The organism is Ensifer sp. GW821-FHT05G01 (genome assembly GCF_059419585.1).
Genome location: NZ_JBWKSC010000022.1, coordinates 1 through 22,803, shown reverse-complemented (window position 1 = coordinate 22,803; position 22,803 = coordinate 1). Strand labels below are relative to the sequence as shown.

Annotated in this window: 15 protein-coding genes; 12 read left to right on the top strand and 3 right to left on the bottom strand. The window is 59.5% G+C overall.

The window, feature by feature from the left end:
• The first annotated feature begins 5 nt into the window (after positions 1–5).
• The 10 genes from virB5 to AC07UR_RS33465 all read left to right on the top strand — a co-directional run bounded on the left by virB5 (position 6) and on the right by AC07UR_RS33465 (position 7,997).
• On the top strand, positions 6–677 hold the full coding sequence (gene virB5, locus AC07UR_RS33510; protein WP_412728436.1) for a P-type DNA transfer protein VirB5: 672 nt from the start codon (positions 6–8) through the stop codon (positions 675–677).
• Positions 678–747: 70 nt separating this feature from the next.
• On the top strand, positions 748–1,668 hold the full coding sequence (locus AC07UR_RS33505; protein ID WP_209793383.1) for a TrbL/VirB6 family protein: 921 nt from the start codon (positions 748–750) through the stop codon (positions 1,666–1,668).
• Positions 1,669–1,994: 326 nt separating this feature from the next.
• Positions 1,995–2,666 (top strand): VirB8 family type IV secretion system protein, encoded by a 672-nt coding sequence (locus AC07UR_RS33500; RefSeq protein WP_209793319.1) that lies wholly within the window; start codon positions 1,995–1,997, stop codon positions 2,664–2,666.
• Positions 2,667–2,695: 29 nt separating this feature from the next.
• Positions 2,696–3,544: a P-type conjugative transfer protein VirB9 gene (gene virB9, locus AC07UR_RS33495; RefSeq protein WP_209793380.1), complete on the top strand. Its 849-nt coding sequence runs from the start codon at positions 2,696–2,698 to the stop codon at positions 3,542–3,544.
• Complete coding sequence (virB10, locus tag AC07UR_RS33490) at positions 3,541–4,713, top strand: type IV secretion system protein VirB10 (RefSeq protein ID WP_209793318.1); 1,173 nt, start codon at positions 3,541–3,543, stop codon at positions 4,711–4,713. Before virB9 ends, virB10 begins: the two co-directional genes overlap by 4 nt.
• 10 nt (positions 4,714–4,723) lie before the next feature.
• Positions 4,724–5,719, top strand: coding sequence for a P-type DNA transfer ATPase VirB11 (virB11, locus tag AC07UR_RS33485; protein ID WP_209793317.1), 996 nt, complete (start codon positions 4,724–4,726; stop codon positions 5,717–5,719).
• Positions 5,720–6,064: 345 nt separating this feature from the next.
• The gene (locus AC07UR_RS33480) at positions 6,065–6,274 is read left to right on the top strand and encodes a dodecin (protein ID WP_077499011.1); all 210 of its coding nucleotides are present in this window, start codon (positions 6,065–6,067) and stop codon (positions 6,272–6,274) included.
• Between the two features lie 499 nt (positions 6,275–6,773).
• Positions 6,774–7,097: a DUF736 domain-containing protein gene (locus AC07UR_RS33475; protein ID WP_176353305.1), complete on the top strand. Its 324-nt coding sequence runs from the start codon at positions 6,774–6,776 to the stop codon at positions 7,095–7,097.
• A gap of 68 nt (positions 7,098–7,165) precedes the next feature.
• Complete coding sequence (locus tag AC07UR_RS33470) at positions 7,166–7,510, top strand: DUF2958 domain-containing protein (RefSeq protein WP_209793316.1); 345 nt, start codon at positions 7,166–7,168, stop codon at positions 7,508–7,510.
• A gap of 340 nt (positions 7,511–7,850) precedes the next feature.
• Positions 7,851–7,997: a hypothetical protein gene (locus AC07UR_RS33465; RefSeq protein WP_209793314.1), complete on the top strand. Its 147-nt coding sequence runs from the start codon at positions 7,851–7,853 to the stop codon at positions 7,995–7,997.
• 9 nt (positions 7,998–8,006) lie between these two features.
• Here the strand turns inward: AC07UR_RS33465 and traG are convergent, their stop codons facing one another.
• The 3 genes from traG to AC07UR_RS33450 are packed head-to-tail and all read right to left on the bottom strand — an operon-like array spanning position 8,007 to position 10,428.
• The gene (gene traG, locus AC07UR_RS33460) at positions 8,007–9,929 is read right to left on the bottom strand and encodes a Ti-type conjugative transfer system protein TraG (protein ID WP_209793312.1); all 1,923 of its coding nucleotides are present in this window, start codon (positions 9,927–9,929) and stop codon (positions 8,007–8,009) included.
• Positions 9,930–9,941: 12 nt separating this feature from the next.
• Complete coding sequence (locus AC07UR_RS33455) at positions 9,942–10,154, bottom strand: conjugal transfer protein TraD (protein ID WP_209793309.1); 213 nt, start codon at positions 10,152–10,154, stop codon at positions 9,942–9,944.
• Between the two features lie 49 nt (positions 10,155–10,203).
• A complete protein-coding gene (locus AC07UR_RS33450; RefSeq protein WP_209793308.1) occupies positions 10,204–10,428 on the bottom strand; it encodes a TraC family protein in 225 nt (74 codons plus the stop codon).
• A 175-nt stretch (positions 10,429–10,603) separates the two neighbouring features.
• On the opposite strand from AC07UR_RS33450, the gene traA reads away from it, so the two are divergent.
• Both traA and AC07UR_RS33440 read left to right on the top strand, forming a co-directional pair.
• The gene (gene traA, locus AC07UR_RS33445; protein ID WP_209793307.1) at positions 10,604–15,202 is read left to right on the top strand and encodes a Ti-type conjugative transfer relaxase TraA; all 4,599 of its coding nucleotides are present in this window, start codon (positions 10,604–10,606) and stop codon (positions 15,200–15,202) included.
• A gap of 605 nt (positions 15,203–15,807) precedes the next feature.
• Positions 15,808–22,803: peroxidase family protein (locus AC07UR_RS33440; RefSeq protein WP_494724413.1), on the top strand; the 6,996-nt coding region annotated here is incomplete at its 3' end.

Here is a 22,803-nt window from a genome sequence, read left to right as displayed (position 1 = left end):
TCACGATGGTTGCAGCGGCTGTGTCCCTCTACGCGTCGGGGGTATCTGCCCAAGGCGTCCCGGTCATCGATAACAGTGCGATTGCCAAGCACATTGAGAGCATCGCCCAGTTGGCCAAACAGCTTGAGACGATGAAGGCGCAGCTGGATCAGGCGCAGCAGCTTTACGGCTCGTTGAACAAGCTGACTGACATGGCCGATATCGCAACTGTTCTGAACGACCCGGCGATCCGAAAGGCGCTTCCCCAAAACTTCACCGCCATTGAAGGCTTGCTAAAGGGCGCAACTGCTGATGCTTACGGCGGCTCCGCCACCAAATTCCTCAACGACAACAGCTTATACCAGACCAATGCAAACGACTTCTACGCATCTGAGCTCGCGCGCACACAGACCCGTAACGCCGGTCAGATGAGCCTCGGTCAGCACATCTATGACGCCGCGACGAAGCGCATCGGCGGCATTGACCAGCTGCGTGAACGGATCTCGCAGGCTGGCAGTGCCAAGGAGATCGCTGACCTCCAGGCACGGCTGTTGGCCGAGACTGCCTTCCTGGAGACAGACGCGCTGCGCATGCAGGCGCTTAGGATGATCCAGCAAGCGCAGGTCCAGGTTGATCAGCAGCGCCAGGCCGAGGACTGGCGCAAACGGCTGGACACGATGGGAGCCGCGCTCAAATGAGAAGGCGGATACCCATCATTGCCAGAGACCAGCGCGCGCGGATCAACAAGGGGCTTGGAGGGTAGGGCGGATGTATCAGGTCTTTGCTTTCCTCGACAATCAGTTCGAGGCTCCTCTGGAGAGTTTCATTTCTTCTGGAACATCCAATATCAGTTCATGGGTGGCAGGGCCCTTGACCGTCGCTCTGGTGCTTTATGTCGTCCTCTACGGCTATCTGGTTCTGAAAGGCTCTATCGACGCGCCCGTCTTGGAGTTTGCATACCGCGCGATCAAGCTCGCAATCCTGGTCATGCTCGTGCGCAATGCTTCGGACTATAGAACCTATGTCACTGACGTGTTTTTCACCGGCCTGCCGCGGGAAATCTCTACGGCGCTGAATACCGGCACCATACCAAGTGCATCGACATTCGACGCGCTGCTCGACAAGGGCCAGGCATCTGCCAACGAAATCTGGTCACGAGGCTCCTGGCCACTTGATATCGCGACGGCGTTCGGCGGCTTGCTGATGATCGTCATCACCTTCGTGGTCGCTGCCATAGGCTACATTGTCTCCCTATACGCACGCGTCGCACTCGCAATCATCCTGGCGCTCGGTCCCATCTTCATCGCATTGGCCCTGTTTCAGAGCACGCGGCGCTTCACCGAAGCCTGGATTGGCCAGTTGGTCAACTTCGTCATTCTGCAAATCCTGGTCGTCGCGGTCGGCTCGTTGTTGATTACGACCCTTGATACCTCTTTCACTGCGGTGGAAGCCTATGGAGACGTATTGATGCGACCGATAGCGATCGGAGCAATCGGGATCGCAAGCCTCTATGTCTTTTATCAGCTCCCGGGGATTGCAGCTTCCCTTGCGGCCGGCGGTGCATCGCTGACCTATGGCTACTCGGCGGCACGCGACGCCCATGAGAGCACGCTCACGTCGGCCGCCGCCGCCGTTCTGCGAACGTTTCGCGCCGGCGTGCGACGCTTGCCGACCGGCAACACATCGTGACCGGGCCAAAGCGGTATCAGCAAGACACCTCAACACTGCCGAGACACTTCAGACAAGGAAGAACAAAAGATGGTGGTCGACACGCTGCGAACAATCTGCGTACTTCTTACATTGGCTTTGGCCAGCGGCTGCAACACGCTGTCATCTGCTCTCCCGAAATGCGACGGATATGCCAAACGGCCACTCAACCGTTCAATGTGGCAATGGCAAGACGGCATGCGGGGAGGGACAGGACCACTCGGCTACTCCTTTGAACACCGGGGTCCCCCTGCCTTCGAGCATTATGACGAACGGTCCTCCCATCGAAATTGCGCAGGGCTGCGTCAATGATTACCCCGGATGGTCTCAAGGCGTATTTCGACAAGGCGCGCCGTTTCGATCAGGATCGATTGATAAGCCTTGAGCGTTCGGCCCGAATTGCATGGTCGATCGCCATCGCCGCTGGCGGCATTGCCGGTATCGCAATTTTTTCAGTGGCCGCACTCACGCCCTTGAAAACGGTCGAGCCATTCGTCGTTCGGGTCGACAATTCGACCGGTATTGTCGACGTGGTATCAGCTCTGACGTCGAAGGCCGGAAGTTACGATGAGGCCGTGACCAAGTACTTTGCCGCTCGTTATGTCAGGGCGCGCGAAGGCTATGTGTGGTCGGAAGCTAAAGAAAACTTCGACACCGTCTCACTCTTGTCGGCGCAGTCGGAGCAGACGCGTTTCGCCGCGTTCTACCGCGGCAGCAATCCAAACTCTCCGCAAAATGTTTACGGCCGCGGTTCGACCGCGAAAATCACGATCAAGTCAATCTCGATGATCAATGCAAACGTCGTGTCGGTACGCTATCTCATGACCGTTACCCGTGGCGAGGATGTGCGCACCACCCATTGGGTCGCGTCCATCACTTACTCCTATATCAACGCTGCAGTCTCCTCGACCGATCGGCTCGTCAACCCGCTTGGTTTCGTCGTTAGCGAGTACCGTGCAGACCCGGAGGCAATCAATTGAAGACAGTTATATTTTCTGTATCTGCCGCTATGGTCTTCGCCACGGCCGCGTTGCCACCCGCGCGAGCGCTGGATATTCCACGCGGCGCCGGGCAAGACAGTCGTGTCCGCTTTGTCAATTACCAACCCTACGACATCACCCGCATCGTCGGCACGTTGCGTTCCTCGGTGCAGGTTGAGTTCTCGGCCGACGAGGAGATTGCGCATGTGGCGCTGGGCAATTCGGTGGCATGGGAGGTCGCGCCGGCCGGCAACATCCTGTTCCTGAAACCCCGCGAGAACCAGCCGATCACAAACATCTCCGTCGTCACGGCAAGAAGAGACGGTTCCAAGCGCAGCTACCAGATGGAACTCACAGTGCGAGATGGCTCTGTTGCTTCCGGCGAGAACACCTATTTTTATGTAAAATACCGATATCCGGGCGATGAGGCGGTGCGCAGACGCCTGGAAGCGCAGGCTCGCGACCGTGCTGCCAAAACCGGCGCTGCAAATGCCGTTTTGGCGATCGACGAGCAGTATGGACCGCGCAACTGGCGTTACTCGGCGCAAGGAGCTGTGGCGCTCGAACCGGACGCGGTCTACGATAACGGCAAGGTGACGACGTTTTCTTTCTCCACCCTTCAGGAGATGCCGGCGATCTACCTGGAGAACTCGGACGGAACCGAAAGCCTCGTCGCGAAATCGGTCTCCGGCGAACTCGTGCTGGTTCATGCGGTCAGCCGAAAGTTTATCCTGCGTCGTGGCGAAGAGGTGCTTTGCGTCTTCAACGAAGCCGACACCCACGGCAGCGCCAACCCAGACACACATACCACATCTCCATCGGTGGAGCGGATTATCAGGATTTCCGCCGACTTGCCGAGGCAAGGCGCTCGGCAATGACTGAAGACCCTCAACTGACGATTCCGGGAGAACGCGCGCATGCTCAGTTTGCGCACAAGATCGAGGGCAATCCGGCCTTAAGGCGCAGCGCCGTAGTCGCAGCCGTGCTCGCCTTCATCGGTTTCGGGCTCTGGTCGATGCGCTTGGAAACCAGCGACACGAATGCCAGGCATGAAGAGCGGCTGGTTATTCGCCAAACGACAGACTTCGAGCCAGTTAGGGAGGAACCAAAGAAGGCTGAGCCATTGCTCGAAGTCAAGTTGCCGACCCCATCGATCGACGAGCCGCCGCGGGAGCCAGCAAAGGACGAACTGCTGGAATCCGCCCAGAGGGCACCTGTCATGGCCTTCAGTGTGCGACAAGGTATGGATCAGCGGCCCCAGGATGGGCATTCACCGTCGGATCCGTCATCGGCCTACCTACCCGTTAATGGTCCGTTTGACGGTGAGGTCAGCGAGAACGAAGATCAGCGATTCGAGCGATTGCTAAAGCCCACACGGCTCGAAGACACCCGTGCCGGATATCTTGGCAACCGCAACTATATCGTCGCGTTGGGCACCTCGATCCCCTGCATACTCGAGACGGCGCTATCGTCCAGCCAGCCGGGCTTCGCCAGCTGTTTGATCAATCGCGACGTTCTCTCCGATAACGGCCGTGTGGTGCTCATGGAGAAGGGCACACAGGTTGTGGGCGAATACCGCGGTGGCCTCCGTCGCGGACAAAAACGGCTCTTCGTGCTTTGGAACCGGGCGAAAACACCGACCGGCGTTATCATCACCTTAGCGTCGCCCGCAACCGATGCGCTCGGACGAGCAGGGTTTGACGGCGATGTCGATACCCATTGGTGGGAGCGTTTTGGAAGCGCGCTTTTGCTATCCGTCGTCGGGGACGCCACCGGTTGGGCAGCAAGCCGATTACAGGAAAGGGACGTCGAAGCTGAGGCGACGACGAGCGCCGGCAGTCAAGCGGCAGCGATCGCCGTGGAGCAGTCCATCAATATTCCGCCGACATTGACCAAACGACAGGGTGAGCGTGTGTCGATCTTCGTTTCGCGTGATCTCGACTTTTCCGGGATCTACGATTTGCGTGTGACCGATCCTCGCAATCAGGTCCTAGATCATGCGGTCTTCGGGGACGTCCGCACATACGACCGCGTGATAGCGAAATGAGTGTGGGCGCGTGACGGGATCGCCCGACGCGTCTGTCGTGCGCCAGCTCCTGTCGCCGATCGCCGGGTTGTTGCAAAACCCCGCTCTCTATGAAGTCGTCATCAACCGGCCCGGCGAAGTTCTGGCCGAGGGGCCGGATGGCTGGTCGCGCTATGACGTTGCGGAACTGACCTTCGACAGGCTGATGCGCCTTGCACGCACTGTTGCCAGCCATTCACATCAGGCGATCGACGAGGCGAGGCCAATCCTTTCGGCAACCCTTCCGGGCGATGCGCGCGTCCAGGTCGTTATCCCGCCGGCAACGGCAAAAGGCACGGTTAGCATCACGATTCGCAAGCCCTCGTCGGTGTCGCAGTCGTTAAGCGACCTAGATGCGGCCGGGCTTTTTGCCGTCACCGCTGCGGCGGATGATCGTGCGAACCCCCAGGACGGGAAGCTGATCGAGCTTTATGAGACGGGGAACTATGCGACGTTCTTAAGGCAGGCGGTGCTCGCCCGGAAGAACATCATAATTTCCGGGGCAACCGGATCGGGCAAAACCACGCTCTCGAAGGCGCTGATCCAGCACATCCCGATGACAGAACGCATCATCACGATCGAAGATACGGCCGAGCTGGTCATCCCACAACCCAACCACGTTCGGTTGTTCTATTCGAAAGGGGAGCAGGGCCTTGCGAAGATCGGCCCCAAGGAACTGCTCGAGGCGAGCCTGCGAATGCGTCCCGATCGCGTCCTACTGCAGGAACTGCGCGACGGCACCGCTTTTTATTACATCCGAAATATCAACTCTGGCCACCCTGGTTCCATCACCACAGTGCACGCGGACTCGCCCGCTCTCGCGTTTGAACAGCTCACCCTCCTCGTTAAGGAATCGGACGGCGGGCAAGACCTCGTACGCGACGATATCCGCAGCCTCCTGACGATGCTGGTCGATGTCGTCGTCCAGTGCAAACGGGTCGAGGGGACGTTCCGGGTGACGGAGATATGGTTCAGTCGCTCAGTATAGGTCCTCCGCCACAGCAGCCAGGTGCGACGGTCTTTGCCCATATCTCCAGGCCCCCTTGTCACCAGGCCTTGCCGCAGATCCCTTTAGCCTGCGTGGCGCCGTGCATGCCGGGTCAACGGCGTTCGATTGATTTCTTGGCCTGGCGCCAGCCTTCGCCTCTCACATTGTTTGACAACAATTGGGTATTGCCGGATCGTTAGTGTTTAGCGGTGAATTTCCATGCAGGCAGTCGCCTGAGGCAGCATGTTCGGCGTGAGGGTACGCGTTTGATTGGGCAATCCCGTCGGGCGGGCTCGCGGAGCCCTTTGAAACCAAACTTGGTCTAACTTAACTTGGGAGGACAACGTGAGCGACCATGTCTATAAAAAGGTGGAACTGATCGGTAGTTCGAAAGTCTCGGTGACCGAGGCTATCGAGACCGCGATTATGCGGGCGTCGAAAACCATGAGAAATCTGGAATGGTTCGAGGTGGATCAGATCCGGGGACAGATCAAGGATGGCGCGGTGGCGCACTATCAGGTGGTTGTGAAGGTCGGATTTCGGATTGACGATTGACACGCTCGGCAAATTGCCTCGTCCGACACACGAAGCTGTCTCTGCCTGTTGATCAGCAATTCGTGGAGCCACGGACGCCAGCGAGGCGAGCAGTCCTTCGGTCAAGCTGGAAGGCCCCATCGGCGTGAGCACCTCCGACACGTGGCGCTTGGCGGATCCTGCGAACCTCGGCCGGCATTCTTTGCTAATGACGAAGCGCGCGGCGGCCTCCTGACCATGCATGATCTGCGGCTCTAATGCTTTGAAATTCCCACCTCATGCGACCTGCGCTGCCGGTTCTTGCCCGTCGGCGGCGATCACGGCACGGACCACGCGTCTCCCTGATCGCTCGCGTCGGAAACCAATCCCGTTTTCGATGTCGCCTTTCTAAGGGACCGGCCGCATCCCGCGTCAACCCGCAAGGGGTTTCCCTCCGCTTCGCTGCGGTGACACTTGCGGCTCAGCCCCTTCTTCGGGCGCCATCGGGAATGGTTCCCGAGCAACCGAAGGAGACAGCATCATGGCAACCACGATCGCAACCCTCACCGAAAAGGCCGACGGCACCCTCGAAGGTCTGTTCGCCACCATCAAAGTCAACGCGCCAATCGCTCTCATTCCGAATGCCCAAAAGGCAAGCGAAGGCGCCCCTGACTATCGCATCATCCACCGCCGCACTGGCTTCGAGATCGGGGCCGGCTGGTACCGGAACTCGCAGCGCACCGGCGAGGAATACCTCTCGGTCAAGCTCGAAGCCCCTGAGATCGGCGTGATCTTCGGTAATGTCGCACCTGCACCTGGCGGCGAGACGAACCGCAAGGTCATCCTCTGGAATGATCCAGCCTGAGCGTCGCACGCCGGCCCCGCGGTGATCGCGGGGCCGCTCCGTCCAACCCATCATCCTGGAGATTACCAATGCGCCTCATTACCGATGAAATCAGCACGTCCTTGATCGCCAACGGTCAGCTCTTCCAACGCAATCCCGACTTTGATCCACTTCCGGTCGTCAAGCTGTTTACGCCCGATGCCGCGGCCACCTGGTTGATCGCCTCTGCCGACCCGGAGGACCCGGATCTGCTCTTCGGGCTGTGCGACCTTGGCGTCGGGTTCCCCGAACTCGGTTCCGTACTTCTCTCGGAGATCCAATCGGTTCGCGGCCGCCTTGGCCTGCGCGTCGAACGGGACCTCACCTTTAAAGCGGACCGACCAATTTCTGCCTATGCCAAAGCCGCAACCGCAGCCAGGCGGATTGTCGCCTAGCTGGGTCGACAGCCAGAAGGGACCGTAGCCGTCAGGCTACGGTCCCGGTTTCTTTGTCATCATCGCCGAAAAGGTACAATCGCGTCACGTCAGAAGGCAACCCAGCAACTCGTCGGCATGAACTGGGTGGCATACCCAACCCACCCTGTCTGCTCAGAAACTTCAGCCTGCCATGAGGGGCCGGAACGCTTCAAGGCCGCACGGCCCCTCCAATTTTGCCGCAAGCGACAAAATCGGTTCCTCCGCGCGCCGGCTCCGCCGGTCGCGTGCCGCGAGCCTTGACCCCTTCCTGCCCCTCATGACCGACGGCGTCATCTTTCACAAATCCAAGGAGATTACGATGACGATCGAACAGCACATCGACGAACTGCGGGCCGAACTGAAAAATTGCCCCGACGCAGAGGAGCGCCACCAGATCGAGGTCGAACTGGAAACGGCACGACAGGAACTCCTGCGTCTCAGCGCCGATGACCCAGTTCCTGAATAGGAGCTGTGTTCAGTTCGCCGCTGCCTTAACGAACCGATTGGGTTCGACCGCCGCGTTCATGTCTTTTCTCCGGAAATAGATCGCCCGCCCGCAACGCAAGGGTCTATGACCCTGGACAATGATGATCTGCTCGTCCTTGCGCATCGACTGGATGATTTCGTGCGGCATGATCAGTGGCCTGCGCTGAAGGCTGACACTTTCTGAACGCCTTGACGCTTTGTCGGAACTGCTCCCACCGATGTTGCGGGACCGACCCTCGACTTCAATAGTCATTTCACCGCATTGAGCCGAAACATTGCGGGCCGTGTCGAGTGCCTTGATTGCCGCATAGGACGCAAAGGCGCATCCATCGATCCAGGAGGTCGCGCCGTCACGGCCAAAGTGCTTTTCCAGCTGGCCCACCGATTGATACATCAGCATAAGCGTTATGCCGTATTTCCGGCCGTAGTCACGGGCATCCTCGAGCACACGCATGTAGCCGAGCAGATCGACCTCGTCGAGCATGAAGAGAGCGCGGCGATTGAAGGCCCCGTCGGCCTGGATCATGGCATTGATCAGTGACCCGACGATGACGCGCGCAATGCCCGGATAGCTGCGCAGGATCGAGGCGGGAATGTTCAGGAAAACGTCGATTCCGCCTTTGACGAAGTCGTCCGATTTGAACGCTGTCCCGCAGACGAGTGCTGCATAATCGTCAAGCGATAGCCATTGTGTATCCTTCGATGCGGTGGAATAGACGCCACTGAAAGTTTGTTCGGTCATATTGGTAAAGACGCCGAGCGTCTCGCGGACAAAGGCCGATTGCGATGTTTCCTGAATGTCGCGCAACATTGCCAGAACTGACGGTTCTGGCTCGGAAACGATCTGGCGCAGGCTGCGAAGATCGCGACGGCCGGCGTAATCCGCAGAGAGCATGACGTGCGCCAGCAAACCCGTCAGAAGATTGTGCGCCTGGTTCTGGAAATATGAGCCCGTCGACGTTTCGATCCGCGCGCTTTCCGACAAAAGCATGTGAGCAACCGCGACGATATCCTCTTCTTTGGATCTCGAGTTTTCGATCCAGTCGAGAACGTTGAATCCCCAAGCGGGATTGGATGGCCCAAGTACGATACAGTTTCGATTGAGCTTCGATCGGCGATAGCCAACGACCATCGGCGCTACCTCGGTCGAGGGGTCGAGGCAAATCAGCGGTCCTGTATAGCGCAAGGCTGTCGGAACAACGTTGCTCGTGGTTTTGTAACCGCCGGAGCCAGCGAAAAACAGGATATGTGTGGAATCGAAATCCTGCCGAAAGGTGAGCAGCGGTCCCTTGCCCCCTTTGCCCCACGTCGAACGGTCGTCCGGCCGAAAGGGGATACCACGGATCGTATCGAGGTCGACCCGATAGCGCTCGCCAATGACGATCTCGCCATCAGGCGGAAACCGAGCAGCGGCAGCTGACATCGACAGCCAATCAGCGTCGCCGAAGGTGCCCCGCCGGGCCCGTTTGACCGATCCGCCAACCACTATGGATAAACGGGCCGAGATCGCGACGATGGCAAAGCCGCCGGTTGCGCCTGCGACTGCATAGAGATCGAGGTAGGACAGTGCCGTTGCCCAGGTGATCATTCCGGACTGAACGAACGGGGACAGGCGGGCGTATTCCCTCAGAGCGTAAAATGCGCCAATGCAGAAGAACGTTATGACACTGACGAGCGCGATCGGTCTGCGCCGATGCAGGGGCAAGACGGCAACAGTAATGAGTCCAGAAATTGGTCCAAAGAATAGGTTCGCGATCGGCGACGCACGCATGAACCAATAGGCGTATTCGGGCGCAAGCATAGTCACCATGGTCGGCCACTTGTATGCGGTGATAAACAATGTCCCGATGCTGACTGCAATCGGCACGAATGCCAACATGGCGATCGGGCTGAACCGCCGCTTCGCTACCATCCCGGTCCCCTCTTACAGCTTTATGCGTGCGCGGGCCTCCGCCCGAAAAGCCTCGGCGCCGAGTGCACATAACCGAGTATGCTCAATCGTCCCGACGGGAACTTGGCTCGCCTCAATGAGCGCGCCGAGCAGGAACGCCCGATCGGCATTCTTTAGACCTGCCTTGATGATTAATCCGCCGAGGATGGTCCTCTCGTGGATTTCGCGCTTGTGCCCTTGCGTCATCCTGCTTTGCCGCTTTCGTTCGAGAAATACGATCCGTTGATTGACCCTTTTAAGCGATGGGACCATCGACCCGTCGGTGCCGCTCACGAAATCGCGCGACGATCTCTGTGAAGATGGCGTCGAGTTCGCCGTCCGGGATATCGAGTTCAGCCAGACCGGCCTTCTGCGCCGCCCGGGCGAAGCGCTCGCTCGCTTTGATCAGCAGGTTCTTGCGTTTCGCCCGGAGTGTTTCAATCTGTGTGTCGATGTCAGAGATGGTTGTTTTTGCGCGCATGTCTCGTCCTTCCTTCGTCAGCCTGAGCCTCGATTATACTAGTATAAATATGATAGTCAATTTCTGCAGATTGCGGTAAGTTTACCGGAGTTCTGGGTCAATAGTCGCTCCAGAAAAAGCGAATGGCGCAATATACGTCGCAGGAGCGACCAGCTCAGAAGAGGAGTTTCCTGATTTGGCTATCATGTTTATGATGGTGCAGGTGATCGGCCGAGGTGATGGACGCAGCATCATCTCTGCAGCGGCCTATCGTCATCGCACCAAGATGATGGACGAAAAAATAGGTAAGGAGTTTCGCTACCATGGTGGGCGTGCGGAGATGGTGCATGAGGAGCTTGCTTTGCCCGACGCGACACCCTCATGGCTGAGGGCCGCGATAGATGGGCGCACGGTCGCCAGCGCTAGTAACGTGCTCTGGAACGCGGTCGACCGTTTTGAGACGCGCTGCGATGCACAGCTTGCCCGTGAGATCATTCTAGCGCTTCCGGTCGAATTAAGTCGCGAGCAGAACATAGAACTTGTCCGCGACTTCGTGCGGCAGAACCTCACGTCGCGAGGAATGGTCGCCGATTGGGTTTATCACGACAAGGACGGCAACCCGCATATCCATATCATGGTAACGCTGCGGCCTTTGGCGGAGGTGGGGTTCGGGCCGAAGAAAGTTGCGATCATTGGTGAAGGCGGCCAGCCGGTACGCGTCAACACGCCTGACCGACCTGAGGGAAAAATCATTTATCGACTGTGGGCAGGCGACAAGGAGGTGCTGAGGAAGTGGAAGGTCGCCTGGGCGGAAACCGCAAGCCGCCATCTGGCGCTTGCCGGCCATGATTTCCACCTCGATGGCCGTTCCTACGATGAACAAGGACTTCGCGGACTGGAGCAGCGGCATCTTGGTCCGAATCGTGCTGCGCTTGTTCGCAAAGGCATCGAAAATTACTTTTCACCGGCGGCATTGGCCAAGCGCTATGAGATTGCCGACCGACTGATGGACGATCCGGCTCTGTTGCTGAAGAAACTCGCCAACGAGCGATCGACCTTTAGCGAGTGGGACATCGCCCGCGAGATTCATCGCTACATCGACGATCCGATTGTCTTTGCCAATGTTCGCGCCAGACTGATGTCATCGGACGATCTCGTTATACTGCAGCCACAGCGGCTAAATGGCGAAACCAACAAAGTCGAGCAGCCGACAGTGTTCACTACGCGCGGTCTGGTGAAAACCGAGTATGAAATGGCACGCTTGGCCACCGCGTTGTCGAAGATGAGCGGCTTTGGTGTCTCAAGCACCAGAGTTGCTGCCGCCGTTGCATCGCACGAACGCTCTGCCGCGGGTGTTCGCCTCGACGCAGAGCAAATTGACGCCGTCCGGCATATTACCGCCGAAGGCGCAATCGCTGCAGTCGTCGGTGTGGCCGGTGCCGGTAAATCGACATTGTTGAGTGCTGCCCGCGCTGTCTGGGAAACAGAGGGTCGGTGTGTAGTCGGTGCGGCACTCGCCGGAAAGGCTGCTGAAGGATTGGAGGAAAGCTCGGGCATTCGGGCTCGCACAATCGCCTCTTGGGAGCACGCTTGGCAGCGACGAAACGACCTTCTCCAAAAAGGAGATGTGCTAATCGTCGACGAGGCCGGAATGGTGTCGTCACAACAGATGGCGAGTTTGTTGAAGCATATCGAGGAAGCGGGCGCAAAGGCGGTACTCGTTGGTGATCCTATGCAACTCCAGCCGATTCAGGCGGGCGCGGCTTTCCGGGCGATTGTCGAGCGCATCAGCTTTGTGGAACTAGCTGGTGTTCGACGGCAGAAAATGGAATGGGCGCGTGCTGCCTCAAAGCAATTTGCCCGCGGTGAAGTGAAAGAGGCGCTTGCCGCTTATAGCGAACGCGGACATATCGTTAGCGCTCAGACCCGTCAGGCTGCCATAGAGCGCATTGTCGTAGACTGGACAACTGCACACCGCGGATTGGTAGCGAAATCGGCAGCCGAAGGTCGCCAGCCGCATGGCAACGAGTTGGCTGTGCTCGCGCATACCAATGACGACGTAAGGGTGCTGAACCGTTCTATTCGCGAAGTGCTTTCGACGGATGGATTGTTACCGGACGGCAGGCCGTTCTTGACTGAGCGCGGTATGCGGGAATTCGCGGTTGGCGACCGTATCATCTTTCTCGAGAATGCCCGGTTCGTTGAGCCACATGCCGCGCACCTAGGTGTTCAACACGTGAAGAACGGCATGCTCGGGACTGTTCGTGCAACAGTAGCCGGTAGGCAATCGGTGGCGCTCACCGTTCGGCTCGACAATGGACGCTCTGTCGTTTTTGCCGAGAGTACCTATCGGAATGTCGATCATGGCTACGCCGCGACCATCCATAAAAGCCAAGGCTCGACCTTTGATCGCGCCTTCGTGCTCGCCACTGGGATGATGGACCAGCATCTGACGTATGTCGCGATGACCCGCCACCGTTACCGCGCAGATCTGTATGCCGCGTCAGAGGATTTCCAGCGGAGACAGGCATACGAAAGAGGGCCGCATGCCGATTACACCTACGGCGTTACCGGCGAGCTCGTCGAGACAGGTATCGCAAAGTTTCGCGCACGCGAGGGTGCCGGTCCAAGTCCTTATGCTGATCTGCGTCTGGAAGATGGAGTGACGCATCGCCTGTGGGGCGTCAATCTACCCAAGGCACTAGAGGATGGCGGAGTGAAATTCGGCGACTCCGTAATACTTCGAAGGGACGGGACAGAAAAGGTCACGATCAAGGTTGCGGTCCTCGGTGAGAATCCTGCCAGAACGCGCTTCGAAGAGCGTGTGGTCGAGCGCAATGTCTGGACAGCGAGGTTGATTGAGAGGGCAGGGGATCGACAACGTCGGATTGCCAGGGAAAATCGTTTGCCGGCCCTGTTTCCTGAGCTGGTTGAACGGCTCTCCCGTTCGGGTGGGAAAACGACCACGCTGGATTATGTGACTGAAGATGCATATCGCTCACTGGCAGAAGACTTCGCGCAGCGCCGCGGAATTGAGGCTATTTCGCGCTCAAGCCTGGTCAAGACAGCTATTAGTGCGCTGAGTTGGGTTTCCGATCAGCGTCGTAGTGTGGTCCAGCTATGGCAACGAGCCAACGTCGCAATTGAGCTTGCGACTGTCCATTCCGAACGCATTAGCGCAAGGTGCGGTGCAGCCGAGCGGCAATCGATTGAGATAGAGGCGGATGGTGATAGAGAATTGCTCTCAGCAACGACCTCGTTCTCGCGGCCACTCGTGGAGGATGCACGTCTCGCCCATCTTGCGTCTGCGGCTTGGGCGGAGCGTGAGGCGGTGATCATGCCTCTACTCAAGCGGATTTACCGCGATCCGGCGGTCGCGCTTGCGCGATTGAACGCGCAAACCTCGAATACCATCGGGAATCCGCAACTGATCGCAGATGGGCTTATTCGCTCTCCGAAAGAACTTGGGAAGCTGCGTGGTGGCCAGAACCTTGTCGATGGCCAAGCTGCCCGGAAGGAGCGGGTGGCGGCAAAATCGGCTTTGTCAGAGCTCGCGCTTTTGGCACGAGCTCATGCGGCGGAGTTTCGCAGACATGAAGGGCGCTTTCTAAACAACGAACGAATGCGCAGAGCGTGTGTGGGTTTCGCTATTCCGCCGCTCTCCAATAACGCGAGAGCGCGGCTTCTAGAGATCGAAGCAGCCGGGGACCGCGGAGGGTATGAAGCCTATCGGTCCGCGTTCCGGATTGCTGCGGAGGATCGCTCAATCGTCCAAGAGGTCAAGGCCATCGATGAGGCCCTGACCCGTCGGTTTGGATGGCTTGCATTTTCCGACAAGGCAGATGACGTCGCTAAGCGCGACGCGACGATGCGGATGCCGGAAAACATGTCTAAGGAGAAGAGGGCCGAACTGACAGATTTGTTTGAGGTCGTTAGACGGTTTGCAGCAGTGCAGCGTACAGTCGAGAAACGCGAGCCCGGTCAACTCATTGTGCCGGCAGCATTTACTCCACAGTCCCCCGTCGCGCGCTTGCCAATGTTGCCCGCTGTAACCGAATTCGAGAACTGCGTTGAGGACGAGGCGCGGTTGAGGGCCGTGAAAGCTGAACATTATAGACAGGAGAAGGCGATATTCGGCCGAGACGCGGTGCGGATCTGGCGTGATCCAGGTGCTGCGGTTGCGACGATCGAAGGCATTCTAACGATGAAAGTTGATCCCGAACGCATTGTCCGTGCCGTTGTCACTGATCCCGTCGCCTATGGCACATTGCGTGGCTCTAGCAGGATGTTGGATGGGCTCTTGGCAGCCGGACGAGAGCGTCGGGCAGCTTTGCAGGCCGTCAAGACCGCTGCCGCCTGCATTCGTGCCATGGGGCGCTCTTACGCCGCCGCCTACGAGGCTGAGTTGTTGGCAGTGAGCACTGAACGAACCCGCATGTCCGTCGCTATTCCAGGATTGACGAAGGAAGCTGAGAGAGAACTCCGACACTTGACTAAACACACGGCGAAGAACGCAGCCCACCTAGAACGGAGGGTTCGGGCGCTTAGTCCGGAGGTCCGTGCGGAGTTCCAAGCCGTCAGTAAGGCACTTAATGCACGTTTCGGACCGGGAGCACTCGCCCACAGCGAGAGAGGTGCGAGCAACTTGGTCCCGAAATCGCAAAGAGCGGCATTTGAGGCGATGCGCCATCGTTTACACAGCCTTCAGCGGGCCACTAGCGCCTACCAAGCAGAGGAGGCAAGCGTCGTCCGGCAGCGCCGTGCGATCGAACACCGCGCGCCCGCGATAGGTTGAGGGAGTATGTAAATTGGCTGTAAGACGACTTCGACGTCGGATTGAATTCCAAAACCCGGAATGGCTGGCGCAATCAACGCTGAGCGAAAAGGCGTAGCCGAGGCTTATTGCCGCCCAGAGCGGCAGGAGCCATGTCAAACTCGTGACAAGAATGCCGGCGACCAGTTCAGCATTGCGGTCTGACGTCTTGTCGAGGGGCGTGGCAGCAGCAGGGCGGAGACCATTGAACGCCGCAGTATCAAGCGTGGTTGCGCCCAGGGTTAGGCTGCATTCCGCTCGGACCAGCACGACATATTGACGTTGACCATCGACCCTACCGTCGAGACAGCGAGGCGTACGGCGAAAGTTCCGCACACTTCTTACTGGATCGCGCCATTCACGCAAAGCCGGCATGCGAAATCTTGCTCAGACTAAGGTCCGAGAACGGTGGGGACCAAAGTATTCTGGTTGGGCCGTCCTTTAGTCGCGAAAATCACGCGACCTTGTTCTCTACGCCGACCGAGGCTTCGATGCGTTAATGCCGGCCAGTATCAGTGACGCGACCTCTGTTGGCGGAAAGACATGTGTCCTTCCGGGGGGATCGCTGTGTCTCGACGGAGGGGAAAATGGCCGCGTTCAAGCTCAATCTTCAGGACATGATGTTCATTCTGCGCCAGATCAAGATCGCAGAAGGCAACTCGACCGCGCATTCAGGCGCGAATGCGCAGGACCTTAGGGAGATCTACGTCGACGCGGCCGGCAATGTCGTTCCGGCAGGCACGCCCGGTGCGCAGCTCGCGATCCCCGACCCCCATGTTCCGAACGGCCTTCGCACCGTCGACGGCACCTACAACAACATCGTGCCCGGCCGCGAGACCTGGGGGTCCGCTGACCAGGCGATGCCGCGGCTGCTGGACGCCGAGTATCGCAACGACACCGATGGCGACAGCATCGATGTCAACGGACCAGCGCCCGGCGGCATCCTGACCGGCGGCAACTATGGCGCACCCAACACCAATGTGGTCGATGCCGATCCGCGCATCATCTCGAACCTCATCGTCGACATGTCGATCAACAATCCGGCAGCCATCATCGCGGCGCTGACGTTTGCCGGTTCGGAAGACCCGCAAGGCGATATGGAGCGTTTGCTTGCAGCCCGGGTTACCCAACAGCAGGCCGATGACGCCCTTGTGGCTGCGCAAGGTGACCTCGACGCCGCGAATACCGCCCTCGATCTGGCTGTCGCCAACTACACGCCGGGCAACCCCGCCAGCATCGACGCCATTCAGGACGCAGCGAGTGCCGTGACCGCCGCCGAGGAAGCGCTGGCATTGGCGGAAGTGGTCGCCCAGGATCCGTCCGCGGCGCTGGAGGCCGTTGCAGCTGAACTGGGGCTGGTCATCGGTGACGAAGGCAACCTGTCCATTCCCAACGTGGCACCGGACGAAGGCCTTTCCGCGCCCTTCAACGCCTGGATGACCTTCTTCGGGCAGTTCTTCGACCATGGTCTCGACCTGATCACCAAGGGGGGCGCGACCGTCTACATACCGCTCCAGGCTGATGACCCGCTGGTACTGGGAACGGATGGCGTGGCTGGAACCGCCGACGACCTGCCGGCGCATCTGCGCTTCATGGTTCTGACGCGCGCGACCCCTGATGGCGATTCTCATACCAACACGACGACCCCGTTCGTCGATCAGAACCAGACCTATACGTCGCATGCCTCGCATCAGTTCTTCCTGCGTGAATATGCGACCGTCGGCGGTGTGCCTGTCGCGACCGGCCGCCTGCTTGACGGGTCGGCGAACGGGCTGCCCACCTGGGCCGACATCAAGGCGCAGGCAGCAGACGTGCTCGGCATCCAGCTAACCGACGCCGATATCTTCAACATTCCGCTGATCCGCACGGACGCCTATGGCGAGTTCATCCGCGGACCGAACGGATACCCATTGCTGGTCACCGGTCTCGGCGGCGACGGAATCCCCAATACGTCCGATGATCTCGTCACCGAGGGCGATCCCTTAAATCCTGTGAACACTTTTGCGGCAGGCGCGCTGCGTATCGGCCATGCCTTCCTGGACGATATTGCCCACAATGCCGTCCCCGTTTTTGATGCTCAGGGCAATCTGGTCGCCGATGCCGACGGCGAAACCGGCAATACGGTGGCGTTCAATCCCCAGACCGGCCGCAATACCGAGTATGACGACGAACTCCTCAACCGCCACTTCATCACCGGTGACGGCCGCGGCAACGAAAACATCGGTCTGACGACCGTGCACCACATCTTCCATTCCGAGCACAATCGCCAGACGGACATGCAGAAGATGACCATTCTGCAAAGTGGCGATCTCGCCTTCATCAACGAGTGGCTGTCTGTCGATATCACTCAGGCGGACCTTGACGCGTTGCCGGCCACATTCCCGGCCGACCCGCTTGAGCGGGCGGAACTTCTCGATTCCTTCGGCTGGGACGGTGAGCGTATTTTCCAGGCCGCCCGCTTCGCCACGGAAATGCAGTACCAGCACCTGGTGTTCGAAGAGTTCGCACGCAAGATCCAGCCGGCGATCGACCCCTTCGTCTTCAACAGCGTCACCGACATCAACCCGGCGATCTTCTCCGAATTCGCCAACACGGTCTATCGCTTCGGCCATTCGATGCTGACCGACGAAATGCCGCGTCTTGATGCAAATGGCGTTGTCATCAATCCGGAAGTCGGGCTTATCGAAGCCTTCCTCAATCCTGTCGAGTTCGACCTCGACGGCACGATTTCGCACGATGCGGCCGCCGCGGCGGTCGTGCGCGGCATGACTGTCGAGCGCGGCAACGAAATCGACGAATTCATCGTCGGATCGTTGCGCAACAATCTGCTCGGTCTTCCGCTCGACCTGGCGACGATCAACATCGCCCGCGGTCGAGACACCGGCATACCTTCGTTGAACGAAGCCCGCGCCCAGCTTTATGCGGCAACCGGCTCGACCTTCCTCACGCCCTATGACAGCTGGGTGGACTTTGCCGCCAACCTGAAGAACCCGATCTCGGTGGTCAACTTCATCGCGGCATACGGCCTGCATGATCTGGTGGACGATGAAGCAACACTTGCCGGCAAGCGTGCCGCTGCAATGGCAATCGTCTTTGGCGAAGAGCAGGTGATTGCGGATGCCAACGCACCGGGCGGAACGCGCACGATCCTCGTGCCCGCCGATCGCCTCGACTTCCTGAACAGCACCGGCGAATGGACCATCGGCAACAGCGGTCTGAACCTGATCGATCTGTGGATCGGCGGTCTGGCCGAAAAGAAGATGCCGTTTGGCGGCATGCTTGGCTCGACCTTCAATGCGATTTTCGAAGCCCAGATGGAAAACCTGCAGGACGGCGACCGGTTCTACTACCTGACCCGCACGCAGGGCCAGAATATGCTGAACCAGCTCGAGCAGAATTCCTTCTCGAAGATGATGATGGCCAACACCGAACTGGCGCAGCCCGGGGCCGACGGCATCCGCGGCACAGCCGACGACATCATCGAACGCCACATCGGCGTCGACTCCTTTGCGAAGTACGATTTCGTGCTCGAGGTCAACCAGGCCAACCAGGCTGGGCCGGACCCGGAAGGCAACGACCCGGCGCTCGAGGCGATCGGGCTCGGCAAGGTCGTGCGTGATGATCCCCGCACAGCGGCAATCGAAACGAACTACCTGCGCTTCACCGGTGGCGAACATATCGTTGTCGGTGGCACCAATGGCGCCGACACCATCATCACGGACTTCGGCGACGATGCGATCTGGGCCGACGACGGCAATGACCGCGTTGAATCCGGCGCCGGCGTCGACCTCGTCAACGGTGGCGGCGGCGACGACATCCTGACCGACAGCGGCGACACCGGCGACTTCATCAAGGGCGAGGAAGGCAACGACGTCATCGCCAACTCCAACGGCATCGATATCCTGATGGGCGGCGACGGCAAGGACGTCGTCTTCGTGGGTGTCGACGATACAGAAGTGTTCGGCGGCGCGGGTGACGACTTCATCCTCGGTGGCGAAGGCGTCGACCTCTTGATGGGCAACGAAGGTGACGACTGGATCGAGGCAGGCGGGGGCTTCGACACCACGGCCGGCGACAACTCCGAACTGTTCTTCAATTCGGCGATCAAGGGCCATGACGTCATGTTCTCCGGCAACGAGGAACACGACTTCGACGGTGAATCCGGCGACGACATCATGGTCCAGGGCGAAAGCGTCATGCGCAACGAAGGCATGTTCGGTTTCGACTGGGCGATCTTCAAGGGCATGGCGCTCGATGGTTACGCCGACATGCGCATCCCGATCTTCACCACCGAGGCGGAAGACATCCTGCGCAACCGCTTCGACAAGACCGAGGCTCTCTCCGGCTGGGATCACAACGACACCTTGCTCGGCGATGACCGCGTTCAAGGCGACATTCTGCCGGGCGACACGGTTGCGACCACGGAAGGCATCTTCTTCAACGACGAGCTGTCCCAGGCGGGCGTCAACCGCATCGAAGGGCTGCGCGCCTTGCTCGGCAACCTCATCACTGCCGCGCCCGTCGGCGCGACGGCAGCCCAACTCGAGGCACTGTCGGCCTTCAACTCCGGGAACATCCTGCTTGGCGGTGGGGGCTCCGACAGTCTGCGCGGCAATGGCGGGGATGATTTCCTCGACGGTGATGCCTGGCTGAACGTGCGTATTCGCATCACAGCGGCTGGGGCCGAGAACACGCCGCTGAACCAGATCGGCACTGTCGACAGCCTCAAGCATGTCTTTACCGGCACGGAAAACCCCGGTGGTTCGCCGGTTCCGGCGGGCTGGGTTGGCAAGTCGCTGTTCGACCTGATGATCTCCCGCACGATCGTGCCGACTCAGTTGCACATCGTTCGTGAGATCGTTGAGGACGACGGTATCGGCGATGTCGACACCGCCTTCTTCAACGACACGTTCCTCGACGCCAACGGCAACGCGAACTACACGGTTGTCCGCAATGCCGATGGCTCGACGACGATCTCGCATATCAACGTCAGCAACGTCATCGATCCGCTGACCGAGCGCAATCTCGTCTCGGACGGCATCGACAGACTGCGCAACGTCGAATGGGCGGAGTTCTCCGACGGTACGCGCATCTTTCTCGCCAACGAAGCGCCGACGGATATCCGCTGGAACGCCATCAACCCGAACAATACCGATCTGCCCACAGGGGCGATCGCGAACCTGGCGACGGTCGATGACGACAGCACGGCCTGGACCTATTCCTTGCAGCCCGGAAGCAGTCCTGGCTTCACCGTTTCACCGGCCGGCGTTGTCAGCCGCGTCGGTGCGATGGTGGCCAACACCACCTACACGCTGGTCATCCGCTCGACCGACGATTTCCTCAACACCTATGACGAGACGTTCACCATCAGCACGGGCAGCAACGGCGCCGACAATCTGACGGCCCTTGCGACGGTGGGTGATGACGTTCAGTACGGCGACGACGGCAACGATACGCTCGCCGGCGGCGCAGGCGACGATTCGCTCTTCGGTCAGGACGAGGATGACGTACTCTCAGGTGGGCTGGGCAACGACCTGCTGCACGGGGGGACCGGCGATACGGACACGGCGTCTTATGCCGGGGCCAGTGGTGCGGTCACCGTCAACCTGACGACCGGAACGGCCACCGGTGCCGACGGCAACGATACGCTGATCGACATCGAAAACGTCATCGGCAGCGCCTTTGACGATACGATCACCGGCGGTGCCGGCGCCAATGCGCTGACGGGCGGTGCCGGCAACGACACCTACGTCATCGCGGCCGGCGACACCGTGGTCGAAGCAGTCAACGGGGGTACCGACACGGTCAACAGTTCGGTCACCCATACCTTGGCCGCCAATGTCGAGAACCTCAACCTGACCGGCGCCGGCAACATCAACGGTACCGGCAACGCCGCGAACAACATCATCGTCGGCAATACCGGCAACAACACGCTCGACGGCGCCGCTGGTGCCGACACCATGAGCGGCGGTGCCGGCAACGACACCTACGTCGTCGACAATGTCGGTGACGCGGTCGACGAAACCGCTGTCGGTTCCGCCGGAACGGATACGGTCCAGACGACGCTCGCCAACTACACACTCGGTGCGAACGTCGAGAACCTCACCAAGAACGGTGCCGGTGCTATTACCGGCGTCGGCAATGGGCTTGCAAACAACATGCTCGGCAACAACGGGGCCGATACGCTTTCGGGCGGTGATGGCAACGACATCATCGACGGTGACGACGGCAACGACAGACTGCGTGGCGGAGCCGGCAACGATACCTTCAACGACAACAGCGACAACGATGTCTACGTCTACGATACGATCAATTTCGGCGACGACACAATCAACACGTTCGATGCTAACCCTGCCGGCGGTGGCCAGGATTTCATCGACCTGAGCGGCCTCGGCATCACCGCAGCCAACTTTGCGACACGCGTTCTGGAAACACGTGTGGTCGTTCCCGGGACGGACGATACGTTGTTGACCATTCGGGATGCCACCGGCACGACCACGATCGGTACGATCCTCGTCGATGCCGTTGATCCCAATGACATCACTATCGCCGATTTCATCCTCGCCGATACACCGGCTCCGGCTGCCATCAACGGTACGATTGCAGGCAACGCCCTGACCGGATCGACCTTTGCCGATCAGATCAACGGCCAGGGCGGCAACGATACGATCAATGCCGGCGCGGGCGATGACACGATCACCGTCGATGTCGGCGAGGGTCGTGACATCATCAACGGCGAAAGCGAAGATGCGAATGGCGATACCGTGGTCGTCAACGGCGACGCTTCCAACGAAACCTTCCGGGTTTACACCCGCACCGAATGGGCAGCCGTCGCCGGTAACAACGTGGGCAGCCTCAACGCGGCGACGGAAATCGTCATTACCCGCAACGGCACGAACTTCGCTTCGGTCATTGCCGAACTCAACGACATCGAAGAGATCGTCATCAATACGGGTGCAGGCGACGACACGGTCCTGACGATCGGCGATTTCTCGCCCACCGGCCTCAGCGTCAACACGATCACGATTGATGGCACGGCTGGGGACGACACGGTCGATATCAGCAGCCTCCAGTCAGCCCACCGCATCCTGTTCCGTTCCAATGGCGGCAACGATACGATTATTGGAACACTGCGGCCTCAGGACGTGATTGAGTTGGTGGAGGGCGCGAACCTCGAAGATTACACGGCCACCGAAGCCGATGGCATGACAACGCTGACCAACGGCACGCACTCGATCACCTTCTCCAGCGGTGTTCTGCCGACCCTGCAGGTTCACGGAGGTTCGGACGACGATGACGACGACACTGATGATGATGATGATACGGTCGGCGGCGGTGACGACGACGACGACGATGATGACGCTGGCGGCGACGACGACGGCAGCGACGATGGCGACGATGACGGCGACGGTTCGGGTGATGGCGACGGTGGCGAGACGCCGTTGCCGGTTGCGGCCCGCACGCTGATCGGGACGTCGGCCGCGGATGTTCTCCTGGGTGGTGGTCTTGCCGACGTGCTTCTGGGCGGCGGCGGTAGCGACATCCTGTCGGGGGATGCCGGCAGCGACGTGCTGCGCGGCGAG